The 14,623-nt window shown below is 49.3% G+C and carries 11 protein-coding genes; 3 read left to right on the top strand and 8 right to left on the bottom strand.

From position 1 onward, the window contains the following. The first annotated feature begins 80 nt into the window (after nucleotides 1–80). The gene (locus tag ACSYSY_RS06140) at nucleotides 81–1,466 is read left to right on the top strand and encodes an MATE family efflux transporter (protein WP_491706698.1); all 1,386 of its coding nucleotides are present in this window, start codon (nucleotides 81–83) and stop codon (nucleotides 1,464–1,466) included. Here ACSYSY_RS06140 and ACSYSY_RS06135 read toward each other — a convergent pair. Continuing rightward, complete coding sequence (locus tag ACSYSY_RS06135) at nucleotides 1,463–2,668, bottom strand: MFS transporter (RefSeq protein ID WP_491706697.1); 1,206 nt, start codon at nucleotides 2,666–2,668, stop codon at nucleotides 1,463–1,465. The genes ACSYSY_RS06140 and ACSYSY_RS06135 overlap by 4 nt on opposite strands. Before the next feature lie 405 nt (nucleotides 2,669–3,073). On the opposite strand from ACSYSY_RS06135, the gene rpsD reads away from it, so the two are divergent. Together rpsD and ACSYSY_RS06125 are read left to right on the top strand one after the other, a co-directional pair. After that, nucleotides 3,074–3,691 (top strand): 30S ribosomal protein S4, encoded by a 618-nt coding sequence (rpsD, locus tag ACSYSY_RS06130; RefSeq protein WP_489805715.1) that lies wholly within the window; start codon nucleotides 3,074–3,076, stop codon nucleotides 3,689–3,691. 99 nt (nucleotides 3,692–3,790) lie between these two features. Beyond that, nucleotides 3,791–5,341 carry a peptide chain release factor 3 gene (locus ACSYSY_RS06125; RefSeq protein ID WP_491706696.1) on the top strand — a complete coding sequence of 517 codons (1,551 nt, stop codon included), beginning with the start codon at nucleotides 3,791–3,793 and terminating at the stop codon, nucleotides 5,339–5,341. 3 nt (nucleotides 5,342–5,344) lie between these two features. On the opposite strand, the gene ACSYSY_RS06120 is transcribed toward ACSYSY_RS06125, so the two are convergent. The 7 genes from ACSYSY_RS06120 to ACSYSY_RS06090 form a co-directional block, all read right to left on the bottom strand. After that, nucleotides 5,345–6,127, bottom strand: coding sequence for an endonuclease/exonuclease/phosphatase family protein (locus tag ACSYSY_RS06120; protein WP_491706695.1), 783 nt, complete (start codon nucleotides 6,125–6,127; stop codon nucleotides 5,345–5,347). 89 nt (nucleotides 6,128–6,216) lie between these two features. After that, on the bottom strand, nucleotides 6,217–6,894 hold the full coding sequence (locus tag ACSYSY_RS06115) for a carbonic anhydrase (protein WP_491706694.1): 678 nt from the start codon (nucleotides 6,892–6,894) through the stop codon (nucleotides 6,217–6,219). Between the two features lie 157 nt (nucleotides 6,895–7,051). Next, nucleotides 7,052–9,688, bottom strand: a complete 2,637-nt coding sequence (alaS, locus tag ACSYSY_RS06110) for an alanine--tRNA ligase (RefSeq protein ID WP_491706693.1) — start codon at nucleotides 9,686–9,688, stop codon at nucleotides 7,052–7,054. A 149-nt stretch (nucleotides 9,689–9,837) separates the two neighbouring features. Next, complete coding sequence (locus ACSYSY_RS06105; RefSeq protein ID WP_491706692.1) at nucleotides 9,838–10,239, bottom strand: GtrA family protein; 402 nt, start codon at nucleotides 10,237–10,239, stop codon at nucleotides 9,838–9,840. 106 nt (nucleotides 10,240–10,345) lie between these two features. Beyond that, the gene (locus ACSYSY_RS06100; protein WP_491706691.1) at nucleotides 10,346–11,458 is read right to left on the bottom strand and encodes an OmpA family protein; all 1,113 of its coding nucleotides are present in this window, start codon (nucleotides 11,456–11,458) and stop codon (nucleotides 10,346–10,348) included. A 304-nt stretch (nucleotides 11,459–11,762) separates the two neighbouring features. Then, complete coding sequence (locus ACSYSY_RS06095) at nucleotides 11,763–12,932, bottom strand: OmpA family protein (RefSeq protein WP_491706690.1); 1,170 nt, start codon at nucleotides 12,930–12,932, stop codon at nucleotides 11,763–11,765. Nucleotides 12,933–13,232: 300 nt separating this feature from the next. Further along, a complete protein-coding gene (locus ACSYSY_RS06090; RefSeq protein ID WP_491706689.1) occupies nucleotides 13,233–14,402 on the bottom strand; it encodes an OmpA family protein in 1,170 nt (389 codons plus the stop codon). Between the last annotated feature and the right edge of the window lie 221 nt (nucleotides 14,403–14,623).

Below are 14,623 nucleotides of genomic sequence, written 5' to 3'. Positions count from 1 at the left end.
GCATGAGCGAAAAGTTTTGGGCAATTCTTTTCATACAGTAAAATACTTGTTTTGCATAAGAAGCACGTTATGAGTGGGGTATGACCTCACAGACTCCATCAAAGAATTCGACGCAGATTTCGTATAGCAGCCATGCTTTTTCTCTTATACGGGTCGGTCTGCCATTAGCCCTGTCCCAGCTTTCTGAAATGGCCATGGGCGTGACCGATACAATCCTGCTGGGGGGGCTCAGTGTCTCGGCAGTGGCGATTGGTGGCATTGCCAATAATTTCTTTTTCACGACGATGGTGATTTTTCAGGCAGTTCTCGGTGGTGTGGGGGTCATGCTTTCCCATGCCAGAGGCGCGCGAGATCACGGCTATAATATCGCCCATGATGGCAGAAGCATCATGAGTGCCGGTTTTGTGTTGGCGCTCCTGGCCTTTATCCCGTGTTTTATCATCCTGTCATCTTCTGGCTGGCTTTTCTCACTGATGGGTGAACCCGCTGAGGTCATGGATAAGGGGGTTCGTTTCATTACGATCCTGCTTTATTCACTCCTACCGCATATCGTTGTTCTGGGTGTTTTTCGCGTAGCCCTGCCGTCATTGGGGGCAGAGACCTTACTGCTCTGGATCATGCCGGCGATGGCGCTCTGTAATGGTGTGACCAATGCCGCCTTGATTCATGGTTGGTTTGGATTGCCAGCTTACGGGTTGTTTGGCTCAGCCCGGGCAACGACTCTGACCGGCTGGGCAATTACGTGCGCAATGGTGATTCTCTGCTGGCGTCGCCCGGAAGTAAGAGAGGTCATGCGTCCTGCTCCGATAAAGCTTCCCGTTCTTAAAGGGCTGGCTCATCTGGGATTTCCTATGATGGCGTCTGCTGCGGCGGAACTTCTTATGTTCCAGATCGCAACGTTAAGAGCCGGTAGTCTGGGAACGCAAAGCCTGGCAGCTCATCAGGTTGCTTTAAGTACAGCCTCTCTTTTGTTCATGGTCAGTCTTGCGATCGGGCAGGCGACGAATGTGCGGGTTGCTTATTGGCGTGGGGCAGCCAGAATGGATCAGGCACGGCGCTCCGCTGTCATGGCGGTTATGCTTGTATTGCTCTGGTCCTTTACGACTGGAGCTGTGCTTGAATTATTTCCTGAAACGATTGCACATTTTTATTTCAGGGGAAGCTCAACAGATACCCTGACCGTAGCAACAACTGTGACCTTATTGAAAATTGCCGGAATCTTCCAAATGGTGGATGGCCTGCAAACCGTTTTTGGAGGTGCCTTGCGCGGGTGTGGTGATGTCTATGGCCCCATGATGCTGACAGTGGGTAGTTACGGCATTATAGGGCTTGGCCTTGGGGAGTATCTGGCCTTTTATCAGCATGTCGGTGTTGCCGGTCTGTGGATTGGCCTGGCATCAGGGCTGGGGGTTGCCGCCCTGACGCTTGGCTATCGGGCTTACCGGGTCATGCACCGTATCTCTTAAGAGGCGGTGCGTTTCTTCACAGCGAGTGCAGTCAGATAAATCACCAGACCACCGGCTGAAAGAATGGCTCCTCCCCACCCAGCAGCATGATAACCGAATCCGGCATCAAGAAGTTTTGCAACAAACCACGGCCCTAATGCATTGGCAAAGTTAAAGGCTGAATGATTGAGGGCTGCGGCCAATGTCTGTGCCTCACCAGCCACATCCATCAGGCGCGTCTGAAGAGCGGGGCTGATAATGATACAGCCGGCGGGAACAAGGAAGCAGGATATCAGTGCCAGCCATGGATAAGGTAGCGTCAGCCAGAAGCCGAGCAGGAAAAAAATACTGGCCAGCAAGGCAAAAATCACGGTTTTGTCCAGGTTACGGTCAACCATGGCACTGCCAAAGGCATTCCCTGCGACCAGACCAAGCCCACAAACAACCTGATAGAGAGAAATCGTCCAATGATTGAGATGAGTGACTTCAGAGAGAGCAGAGGTCAGGAAGGTATAGACGCCAAATAACCCGGCAAAACCGATGGCTCCGGTAAAAAAGGTGAACCAGACCTGAGGAACAAGAAGAGCTTTCAGCTCATTGAGCGGCTTTGCTCCAGGGTGAGGTTTATCCATTGGGACAAAATAGAGCACACTGCCAATGCAGAGGACACCAAACAAGGCAATCAACACGTAAATAACGTGCCAGGAGACATATTGGGACAGAACTGTGAAAGCAGGAGCCGCTACGACGGTGGAAATCGTAATCCCTGTAAAAACAAGGCCGATGGCTCGCCCACGATGGGAGTAATCCACCAGAGAGGCGGCAATGAGAGCCGCAATCCCGAAAAATGCCCCATGCGGCAGCCCTGTAATAAAACGCAGGATCTCAATGGAAGGAAGGGTTGCGCATAACATAGTGCCAAGATTGCCGATGACAAAAAGGCTCATCAGCAAAATAACCAATATCTTACGCGGGAGTCTGGCACCAGCAACAGCAAGAACCGGTGCTCCGATAACAACACCCATGGCGTAACTTGATATCGAGGTGGATGCCTGTTCAACCGTAAGATGAAGGGAATCGGCAAGTGGCTGCAGGATACTCATAGTGCCGAATTCGGTGGTACCGATTGCAAAAGTGCCGGTGGCAAGAGCTATCAATGCCGGTTTTACACCATGAATAGAGCGCACATGTTCAATCTCATCATGCGCAGTTTCAGCGTTCATAATCTTAGAAGTCCGATAGGGGGATGTGGAAAGGGCTCTCAGCCATACAGGGTGAAAGGATTGCCTAAAAAGTAAAATAGATTTTTAGTCAAGAGAGTGAATTGTACTATATATCTTATATTTTGATTTAGAAAAAATAAGAGACTGTTTTATAAGAAGACAACGCTTTGAGAGCGGGTAGATATAACCTCATTTATTGACAGAAGCACCTATTTCGTGTAACCGCGCACTTATTGCCGGGAAAGTGGGTGTTTCGGCAGTCTATGAAAAGACAGGCTGTGTGTCTTTTTCGGGCTGTAGCGTCATATCCCGTTCCGCCTTACGGAAAGGTGGAGACTACCGGCGCAACAAAGGGTCTGCCAGCACAGTATCGGGCAGGTCCGAATTGAGAACTAGGGATTACCTGTGTCCAAGCGTCTTGCGAGTAAGTATAAAATCAACCGTCGTCTCGGTGCCAACCTCTGGGGCCGTGCGAAGTCTCCTGTAAATCGTCGTGAATATGGTCCTGGCCAGCATGGTCAGCGTCGTCGTTCCAAGCCTTCTGACTATTCCGTCCAGCTGATGGGTAAGCAGAAACTTAAAGGCTATTACGGCAATATCAGCGAGAAACAGTTCCGTCGTTATTATGACGAGGCAGTGCGTCGCAAGGGTGACACATCAGAGAACATGATCGGGCTGCTGGAGCGTCGTCTTGATGCCGTGATCTATCGCATGAAATTTGCGATCACGCCTTTTGCTGCCCGTCAGTTTGTGAACCATGGTCACATTCTGGTTAATGGTAAGCGCGTCAATATTCCTTCTTACCTCGTTAAAGAAGGTGATGTGATTGAAGTGCGTGAAAAATCAAAGCAGCTTGCTGTTCTGCTTGATGCCGTTCAGAGCGCTGAGCGTGACGTTCCGGAATATATGGAAGTTGATCATCGTCAGATGAAAGGCACCTTCCTGCGCGTGCCTCAGCTTTCTGACGTTCCATACCCTGTGCAGATGGAACCAAATCTGGTCGTCGAGTTCTACTCACGTTAAGACCGGTTTTTCGGTTACAGACTTTATCAGTTGCGGAGCGCCGGGCGGGAATTTCCGCCCGGCGTTTTGTTATTATTGTTTCCTTGGTAGTAGGCTTTCATGTCCGACACACTCTCTGCGAATGAATTATCGCATGAAATTTCCAGACGCAGGACTTTTGCGATTATTTCTCACCCGGATGCTGGTAAAACGACTTTAACAGAGCGTATTTTGCGGGCTGGCGGGGCGATTCAGATGGCCGGTAATGTCCGTGCCAAAGGGGAGAGAAGGCGTACTCGTTCGGACTGGATGGGCATTGAGCGTGACCGTGGTATTTCGGTTGTGACCTCTGTGATGACCTTCAATTATGGGGGGTGTGTCTTTAATCTTTTGGATACGCCGGGCCATGAAGACTTCTCGGAAGACACCTACAGGACACTGACAGCCGTCGATTGCGCTGTTATGGTGATTGATGCGGCAAAGGGTATTGAAGAACGTACGCGCAAATTATTCGAAATTTGCCGTCTACGCGATATTCCCATTGTCACCTTTATCAACAAGATGGACCGCGAAGCTCAGGATTGTTTTGCTCTGTTGGATGAAATTGCCAATAGTCTGGCTCTGGACGTCTCTCCAGCAACCTGGCCGGTCGGGCGTGCTGCGAAGTTTGTCGGAACATATGATCTGCGGACCAAAGAGCTCCATGTCAAAGAGCCTCTGGCAGAAAATGATCCCCGTCTGGAAGAACTTGAGGAAGAATGTGGTCTCGCAGAAGCCGCTCTTCCGGCTTTTGATAAAGAATCTTTTGATGAAGGGCATCTGACACCTGTTTTCTTTGGTTCTGCCATGAAAGAAATTGGCGTAACCGATTTGCTTGACGCTCTTGTGGCTTATGGTCCACCCCCGCGCGCTCAGAAAACTGAAACGAGAGAGGTGCGGGCTGATGAAGAGAAGGTCACGGCGCTTATCTTTAAAATTCAGGCCAATATGGACCCCAATCATCGTGACCGTATGGCGTTTGCGCGTGTCTGCTCTGGCCGCCTGACACGGGGAATGCGTCTCAAGCATGTCAGGATCAACAAACAATTTGCGCTCCATACACCACAATTCTTTTTTGCCCAGGATCGTCAGCTTGTTGAGGAGGCCTTTGGAGGGGATGTTGTTGGTATTCCCAACCATGGAACGTTACGGATTGGTGATACCCTGACAGAGGGTGAAGATCTTCGCTTTACGGGAGTGCCGTATTTTGCGCCTGAAATTTTGCGCCGTGTACGCCTTGATGATGCGATGAAAGCCAAAAAACTTCGCCAGGCTCTGACAGAGTTGGCCGAGGAAGGTGTTGTGCAGCTTTTCCGCCCGCAGGATGGCGCACCGCCTATCGTGGGTGTTGTCGGGACCTTGCAGCTTGATGTTTTGCAATCAAGACTATCTGCCGAATATAACGTCCCCGTTGGTTTTGACAGCACACCTTATAATCTTGCCCGTTGGGTGACGGGTGATAAGGATGCGATAGAGAATTTTGCCTCTCTTAATCGTACGGCTATGGCTGATGACATTGATGGCGATCCCGTCTTTCTTGCAAGTTCTTCCTTCATGATGAACCGTGCAGCAGAAATGAATCCAAAGCTTGCGTTCCACGATATCAAGCAGATTGGTCTTTCCGGGACGTAAATTCTAAGGCAGGTCGAGTGTGGCTGAAACAGGACAATGATCACTGATCATGTCCGTGTTTCGGTCAAAACGGAAGGTCAGGACGTGGAGACTTCCGGGGGTAAGCCATTTCCGGGCTGTGCCTCCCAGAATGATATGGTCAATAAAACGGCTGCCTCCGCGACATGGGCTTGCCAACCCTGCTGTGACCAATGTCAGGGGAGCGTCCTCCTTCAACGCCAGATAGGCTGGATCTTTCAAGGTTAAGCGACGATTGAAGTCGCCAAGTATGACATAGGGGACGCCTTCATCCTCACGGTCCAGAATCCAGTTTTCAAGCACGGAAAGTTGCCGGACCAGAAGAGGGCAGGAATGCCTAGTGTCAGAAAGAGGAACCGCCCAACAGCCTGTTTTGAGGTGAACGACAAGTAAACGCAGTGTGGTGCTGCCATCATGAAGGGTCACGTCGAGGCCACTTCGGAGCGCATGTCTGGCACCGGGTGGTTTGACATTAAAGGCTGTAACATCAGGATTAATCGTTACAGAGAGGGATTTGCGCACTACCAGGCCAACACGCTGCACAATGTGATCACGGCTTAAAACAAAATTATAATGGCGGGGATCAAAGATTTTACGAAGGGCTGCTTCGCTTTCAACTTCTTCGACGGCAATAAGATCACTGTTAAGGCGGTTGGCATAAAATTTTAAACGGGCATAATCCTGATCGGAACGAAAGGGGATATCAGCAGGAACCTCTGTGTCCCCGGGTGAACGAAGGGTCAGCCAATTCATATTCCACGTCGTCACTTTCACCCTGTGGGCAGAGGCGGGGTCTGCCCACAGGGTGAAGATTAAACAGGAAACCAGAAAAAGTTTCTTTAAAAACAATCGTGTTATCAGGATTTTACGCGCTGTCTTAAAGCGGCAAGCTCTTCTTTGGCGGGGCGGAATTTTCCGCTTTCTTCATTCAGAACAAAAATCTTGCCATTCTGAATATCGTAATACCAGCCTTCTATGCTGACCTCATTGCGTGCTAATGCCCCGGCAACAATAGGGTGAGTTTTCAGATGAGTTAACTGGAGCTTTACGTTGGCTTCAGTGAGGGAGCGTATTTCCGCTGGTCCTGCATCCTCAGCTTTCAGCTCGGCAAATTGCGCTTTGGCTGCCTCTGCATTTCTAAGCCATTTTCTGACCGTTGGAAGGGAATCAAGCTTGGAGTGATTGAGGTCGAGCAAAGCATGCATGGCCCCGCAATTTGAATGGCCGCAAATAATGACATTTTTAACCTTGAGGCTGCCAATAGCATATTCAATTGCAGAGGAAACACCACCCACCATATTGCCATAGGCAGGCACAATATTTCCAACGTTACGGATCAGAAATAGTTCACCAGGTTCCGTCTGGGTAATCATACCCGGGCTGATCCGGCTGTCCGCACAGGTGATGAACAGGATTGGAGGGGACTGATCATAGGCAAGGCTATGGAAAAGTTCCTTGTTCCGAGGATAAACCTCCTCTTCGAATTTACAGACACCTTCGAGAAGCTCAGAGAGGGTATTTCTATGAAAAGCCATAATGAAGCTCCTGTTAATTCTTGTTTTATCGTTTAGCTGAAGATGTTTGGATCCTTGATCAGACTAGGACGTACAGAGGGGAAGAAACACCTTAAATTTTTGTAAGGTGTTAAAGAAACACTCCGTGGGAAAAAGCCTTTCCCACGGAAATGAATATTTAAGCCTGCTCGATTTTGCTGCGAATCATATCAAAGACGGCTTTTTCAGCTACGTCCGTCCCGCCAGCCTGAGCCATATCCGGGCGGCCACCTCCGCCTTTGCCACCCATGAGAGGAGAGGCGTCTCTCACCAGATCAACAGCGCTGATACGGTCAGTGAGGTCCGAGGAAACAGCAATGACGAGGCTGCCACGCTCATTGGCGCTGGAGAGAAGCGCAACAATTCCTGAACCAAGCTGTTTCAGCAACGTTTCTGCCAACCCTTTCAGATCGCGTGGATTAACGTCTCCGAGGTTACGTCCGGCAAACTTGATGTTGTTGACCGTCTCGATAGCCTCAGCAGTGCCACCTGTAGCCAGCTTGTGCTGGAGAGAGGATATCTGGGCATTAAGGCTTTTGCGTTCTTCCAGAAGTCCTTCAATACGATGAGGCACTTCGCCGGGAGCTACTTTTAGAAGATCGGCAATTTTCTGCAATAAGGCATCTGTTGAATTGGCAGCCTCTTCGGCCGCGATACCACAGACAGCTTCAATACGCCGCACACCTGAAGAAACGCCTGTTTCAGAAAGAATACGGAACAGGCCGATATCTCCAAGTCTTTCAACGTGAGTGCCCCCGCAAAGCTCAATGGAGTAGGCAGAACGATTCCCTTCTCCATTCCCCATTGTGACGACGCGCACTTCATCTCCGTATTTTTCACCAAAAAGAGCCATAGCCCCTTCAGCGACGGCCTGGTCTTTGGTGAGCAAACGTGTCTGAACCTCGGAATTCTGGCGGATCAGGCTGTTAACTTCCTGTTCGACGGCCTTGAGTTCCTCTGCGGTTAGTGGACGTGGCTGGCTGATATCAAAGCGGAGTCGGTCAGGGGCGTTCAAGCTGCCTTTCTGGGCAACATGCTCACCGATCTGACGTCTGAGAACTTCATGCAATAAGTGCGTAGCGGAATGATGTGCGCGGATTCTTGAACGGCGTTCATGATCAATCTCAGCATGCACTGTCATACCGGGCTTCAGGACCCCTTCTATGACTTTGCCATAATGGACGACAAGATCGCCATTTTTCTTCTGGGTATCCGTGATTTTAACGAGGAGATGATCCCCTGTTAATGTCCCGTGATCTCCAACCTGGCCGCCGCTTTCTCCATAAAAAGGTGTCTGATTTAAAACGATCGCAATTTCAGAACCGGCAGGAGCTTCAGCCAGCTCATCCTGTCCACGGAATATGGCCTGGACTTCGGCATCAGCCGTTTCTGTCACGTAGCCAAGGAATTCAGTTGCGCCCAGTTTATCACGTGCATCAAACCAGATGGTTTCCACGCCACTATCACCAGACCCCACCCAGGCAGCACGGGCACGCTTGCGCTGCTCAGCCATCGCTTCCTCAAAGCCCTTTTCATCCACTTTATGGCCTTGTTCACGCAGGACATCCTGAGTCAGATCAAGGGGGAAACCAAAGGTATCGTACAGTTTGAAAGCGACTGTTCCGGCAAGCGTTCCATTTTGTGGCAGACGTGAAACCTCATCTTCCAGCAGGGCCAGCCCCCGGGTCAGAAGGGCCTCAAAACGCTCTTCTTCACCTTTTATCGTTTCGGTAATAAGGGCTTTATGCTGGGAAAGTTCGGGATAGGCGTTCCCCATTTCCTGAATCAAGGCAGGCAGGAGGCGGTAAAATACCGGCTCTCTAGCCCCCATAATATGGAGATGGCGCATGGCGCGGCGCATGATACGGCGCAGCACATAGCCCCGTCCTTCACTTGAAGGAAGTACGCCATCGGCAATCAGGAACGCAGTGGAGCGCAAGTGATCAGCAACAACACGGTGGCTTGTCTTAAAAGGACCATCCGCATCCTGATGAAGTGTTTCGGCAGAGGCCTCAATTAAGGCGCGCAGTGTGTCTGTGTCGTAATTATCACATTTGCCCTGCATGACGGCCGCAAAACGTTCCAGCCCCATACCCGTATCGATAGAAGGTCTTGGCAGATTTGAACGTTTCCCACCCGCTTCTTCCATAAACTGCATAAAGACGAGGTTCCAGATTTCGACAAATCGGTCACCATCTTCATCAGGGCTTCCAGGAGGGCCACCAGCTATTTGTGGACCGTGATCATAGAAAATTTCAGAGCAGGGACCGCATGGCCCTGTGTCACCCATGCGCCAGAAATTGTCTGTTGTGGCGATACGGATGATTTTATCGTCTGAAAAACCAGCAATTTTTTTCCATAAAGTCGCTGCTTCCTCATCTTCGGCATAGACCGTTGCTAAAAGCCTGTCTTTGGAAATCCCGAATTTTTTCGTAAGCAGGTTCCAGGCAAATTCAATCGCTTCAGCCTTGAAATAATCTCCAAAGCTGAAATTTCCCATCATTTCAAAGAATGTATGATGCCGGGCTGTATAGCCGACATTATCAAGGTCATTATGCTTTCCACCGGCACGAACAACCTTTTGTGCGGTTGTAGCCCTTTTATAGGGACGTGTTTCCTGGCCTGTGAAAATATTCTTGAAAGGCACCATTCCTGCATTGGTAAAAAGCAATGTAGGATCATTCTGTGGGACCAGAGACGCTGAGGGAAGAATCTGATGTCCTTCCGCAGCGAAATGATTAAGAAAAGCGGAGCGGATGTCGTTCGTGCTGGTCATGGTTTGGTATTTCTGCTTCCAGACATAGACGTAAAATTATCTCTTTTCCTAACCGATTGTTACGGTCTTGGAAATGGAGAAGGATATTTTGCCTGCTAAAATAGGATTATTTTATCGAACGGGAAATGCTTGCGACGTTTCTTAACAGCTTATGTGGCAGAAAATACACAATATTTTGTCAGAAGAAAATTAATTGTCATGCCTCCCAGGGCTCCGCAGAAAAGAATCATCAGATTTTTCTGACTGAGAGCAGGGACATAATAATGAAGGGCCAGGGTGATCCCCCGATTGACGCAAAACCCTGGCACCGTTGCAAGAATAAATCGCCCCCATTGCACTGAGGCTTTGTGATGATCGTGGCTTGTTCTACGGAACGTCCAAATACGGTTAAGCAACCAGTTCCATGAGGCTGAGATGACGTAAGCACAACTGACTGCTGGAGGAAAAGGCAACAGCACAAGCAGAAGATTCAAACATAACCAGTCAATGACAAGGCCTGTTGAGCCGACGATTCCAAAGCGTATGAATTGTAAAAAAATTGTCCAGCTCATTAAGATTTCACAATAATTTTTCGATTTTTGAAGAGCTTACAAAAAAAGGATGCCCCCGTGTAAGAGGCATCCTTCTTAAAGTGAGACCGTAAAGGCCGTATCGTGATTATTTCAGGATAATCTCGACGCGACGGTTCTGAGGTTCACGGGTGTTAGGTCCTGTAGCAACCAGAGGATGAGCCTCACCGTAACCATGGATATCGATGGCAGTTGCCGGGACACCATCACGGACGAGCTCAGCCTTTACGCTGTTGGCACGGCGCAGGGAGAGGCCCATGTTATATTTCTGTCCGCGTGGGCCAGGATGAGCAGCGGAGTTATCGGTATAGCCGTTAACTTCGATGCGTGTTGTCTGGACATGCGTTGAAGCCTGAGCAGCCTGAGCGACGATCTCGCGAGCGCGTGGTGTCAGGTTTGATTTATCCCAGTCGAAGAAGACGAGATAAGTGCGAGCAGGTGTTCTCTGAGGAGGAACGACAACATGAGCCGGTGCTGGTGGCGGTGGAGGTGCATTGTTGAACGCATAACGCAGACCAAGGATGAACTGGTGCTGGTAGCGTGAGCCCGTATGCATGCGAGCGCCATTGGCATGATAAGTACCGATATTCACACCTGAGCCGCTACCCGTCTGAGCGAGGAAACGGTACTGGGTTGTAATGGCAAGCCCAGGAACGCCCGGGATGTCGTAAGCAGCACCGACGATTGCCTGAGCCGCAAAACCACCGCCTGTAGAACGCATAATGCGTCCAACGCCACTGCCTGAATTGCCGTGAATGTGATATTTTTCCCACATGTAACCGGCACCAATACCGACGAATGGTGTGATGGGAACGTCAATACCGAACTGTGCCAGGTCAATATCATAGAGGACGTTAACGAGAGCACCATAGCCCTGGTTACGACCGCCAGTCCGTGTTTTATGGCCACCTATGGCGCCATGATGGCTCATGGAATTATTGTTGCTCTGGGTATAAATACCTTCGAGTTCGACCCGAAGACCGTTACCAAATCCCCAACCACCTGACAGGAAGCCTGTATAGCCATCTGATTGATGAATACGGCCTTTTGTGCCTGCTGATTTAACTTTATACGTCTGGCTTTGTGTCAGATTATAGCCGGCGCCTAAATCGACATAAGGTCCGGTGATCGTACTTGCCAATGCCAGAGTAGGCGCAGCGGCCAAAGCTGACACAGCAAGAAGTGCTGTACGTATACGCATTTTCATTCGTCCTTTAAAACTACGAATTTGTATAATCTGCGTTACAGACTGGTTAGCGACATCTTATGAGAGATATCCAGCCCCACGAGATCGACCGGGTTAATATAAAATGAATATATTTTTTTTTAAAGATAACTGAGGTCGTCATACAACGAAAGCGCTGCCTTATGTTGTAAGGAAGACACAGTATAGCTATCAGATAATGACAGAATGAAATGATTTCCTGTCAGTTTTATATAAAGAGGATGTTCCTGAGTGAGAAACATCCTCTTTTATTTGGGACTCGGCTAGAATCCTGTCGTGATTATTTCAGGATAATCTCGACGCGACGGTTCTGAGGTTCACGAGTGTTAGGTCCTGTAGCGACGAGAGGACGTTCCTCACCGTAACCATGGATATCGATCGCTGTTGCTGGGACACCATTGCGGATCAGTTCAGCCTTTACGCTGTTTGCACGACGCAGGGAGAGGCCCATGTTATATTTCTGTCCGCGTGGGCCAGGATGAGCAGCGGAGTTATCGGTATAGCCGTTCACTTCGATGCGTGTTGTCTGGACATGCGTTGAAGCCTGAGCAGCCTGAGCGACGATCTCGCGAGCGCGTGGTGTCAGGTTTGATTTATCCCAGTCGAAGAAGACGAGATAAGTGCGAGCAGGTGTTCTCTGAGGAGGAACGACAACATGAGCCGGTGCTGGTGGCGGTGGAGGTGCATTATTGAACGCATAACGCAGACCAAGGATGAACTGGTGCTGGTAGCGCGTGCCACTATGGACTTTATTATGATAAGGGGAGGAGTCGTGTAATGTCCCGTTATTCACACCAGACTGGCTGCCCGTCTGAGCGAGGAAACGGTACTGGGTTGTAATGGCAAGACCTGGAACGCCCGGGATATCATAAGCGGCACCGACGATTGCCTGAGCCGCAAAACCGCCATTTGTGGAGCGCATGTAATTTGATTTGTGGTAAACGGGGCCGTCCAGATATTTCCCGGCGCTACCATGGAGATTATATTTTTCCCACATATAACCGGCACCGATACCGACGAAGGGTGTAACGGGGACGTCAAGGCCGAATTGAGCGAGGTCAATGTCATAAAGGATGTTGACCAAAGCGCCATAACCGTTATTGGCACCTTTGGCGTCAACTTTATGGTGTTCCCCGCCTTTGGTATGGCCTGTCATGGAGGTGTTGTAACTGTGAGTATAAATACCTTCCAGTTCAACCCGGATGCCGTTACCGAATCCCCAACCTGCGGAAAGAAAGCCGGTATAGCCGTCTGATTGATGGACTCTCCCTTTAATTGCGCCGCCTCTGTTAACGACGTTATTTTTATTGACATCTTTATATGTCTGGCTTTGTGTCAGATTATAGCCGGCGCCGAGATCGACATAAGGGCCGGTAATTGTGCTTGCCAGCGCCAAAGTAGGCGCAGCAGCTAATGTTGTCACAGCAAGAAGTGCTGTACGGATATTCATTTTCATTCGTCCTTTAGAACTACGAATTTATATAATCTACACTTCAGTCTGGCGATTTTATTAAATAAAAAGGCTCAGCCTTCGTAAGATGTCTGTTTATTAACATAAAATAAACACATTCTTTTTAAAAGATTGAGATGCAGAGCTTTATACTAAAACCCCACACTCTGTGACTAAAAAGACACGGTAAGTCTTTTTCCGATATGAATAAAAACTGCTTTTTGAAGAGCTTACAAAAAAAGGATGCCCCCGTGTAAGAGGCATCCTTCTTAAAGTGAGACCGTAAAGGTCGTATCGTGATTATTTCAGGATAATCTCGACGCGACGGTTCTGAGGTTCACGAGTGTTAGGTCCTGTAGCGACGAGAGGACGTTCCTCACCATAACCATGGATATCGATCGCTGTTGCCGGGACACCATCACGGACGAGCTCAGCCTTGACGCTGTTTGCACGGCGCAGGGAGAGGCCCATGTTATATTTCTGTCCGCGTGGGCCAGGATGAGCAGCGGAGTTATCGGTATAGCCGTTCACTTCGATGCGTGTTGTCTGGACATGCGTTGAAGCCTGAGCAGCCTGAGCGACGATCTCGCGAGCGCGTGGTGTCAGGTTTGATTTATCCCAGTCGAAGAAGACGAGATAAGTGCGAGCAGGTGTTCTCTGAGGAGGAACGACAACATGAGCCGGTGCTGGTGGCGGTGGAGGTGCATTATTGAACGCATAACGCAGACCAAGGATGAACTGGTGCTGGTAGCGCGTGCCACTATGGACTTTATTATGATAAGGGGAGGAGTCGTGTAATGTCCCGTTATTCACACCAGACTGGCTGCCCGTCTGAGCGAGGAAACGGTACTGGGTTGTAATGGCAAGACCTGGAACGCCCGGGATATCATAAGCGGCACCGACGATTGCCTGAGCCGCAAAACCGCCATTTGTGGAGCGCATGTAATTTGATTTGTGGTAAACGGGGCCGTCCAGATATTTCCCGGCGCTACCATGGAGATTATATTTTTCCCACATATAACCGGCACCGATACCGACGAAGGGTGTAACGGGGACGTCAAGGCCGAATTGAGCGAGGTCAATGTCATAAAGGATGTTGACCAAAGCGCCATAACCGTTATTGGCACCTTTGGCGTCAACTTTATGGTGTTCCCCGCCTTTGGTATGGCCTGTCATGGAGGTGTTGTAACTGTGAGTATAAATACCTTCCAGTTCAACCCGGATGCCGTTACCGAATCCCCAACCTGCGGAAAGAAAGCCGGTATAGCCGTCTGATTGATGGACTCTCCCTTTAATTGCGCCGCCTCTGTTAACGACGTTATTTTTATTGACATCTTTATATGTCTGGCTTTGTGTCAGATTATAACCAGCGCCTAAATCGACATAAGGGCCGGTAATTGTGCTTGCCAGTGCCAGAGTAGGCGCAGCCACTAAAGCTGACATAGCGAGAAGTGCTGTACGCATACGCATTTTATTCGTCCTTTAAACAACAATTTTATTAATCTACGCGTAAGGCCAATCGATTTCTTTTGAAGGAAACTAGGTCTATGCGGGATTGATGTTTATTAACGTAAAATAAACATATTATTTTTTAAAGGTTAACGTGAATAATTTTATTATTAATTCATACTTATGTCACCAAAAAGACACATTGTGTTATTTAGAACTTTACCAGTACTGTATATTGTCGT

This window comes from Aristophania sp. ESL1100, from assembly GCF_058511235.1.
Note: the sequence above shows the minus strand (reverse complement) of the source record. Positions and strands in the feature narration are given on the sequence as shown.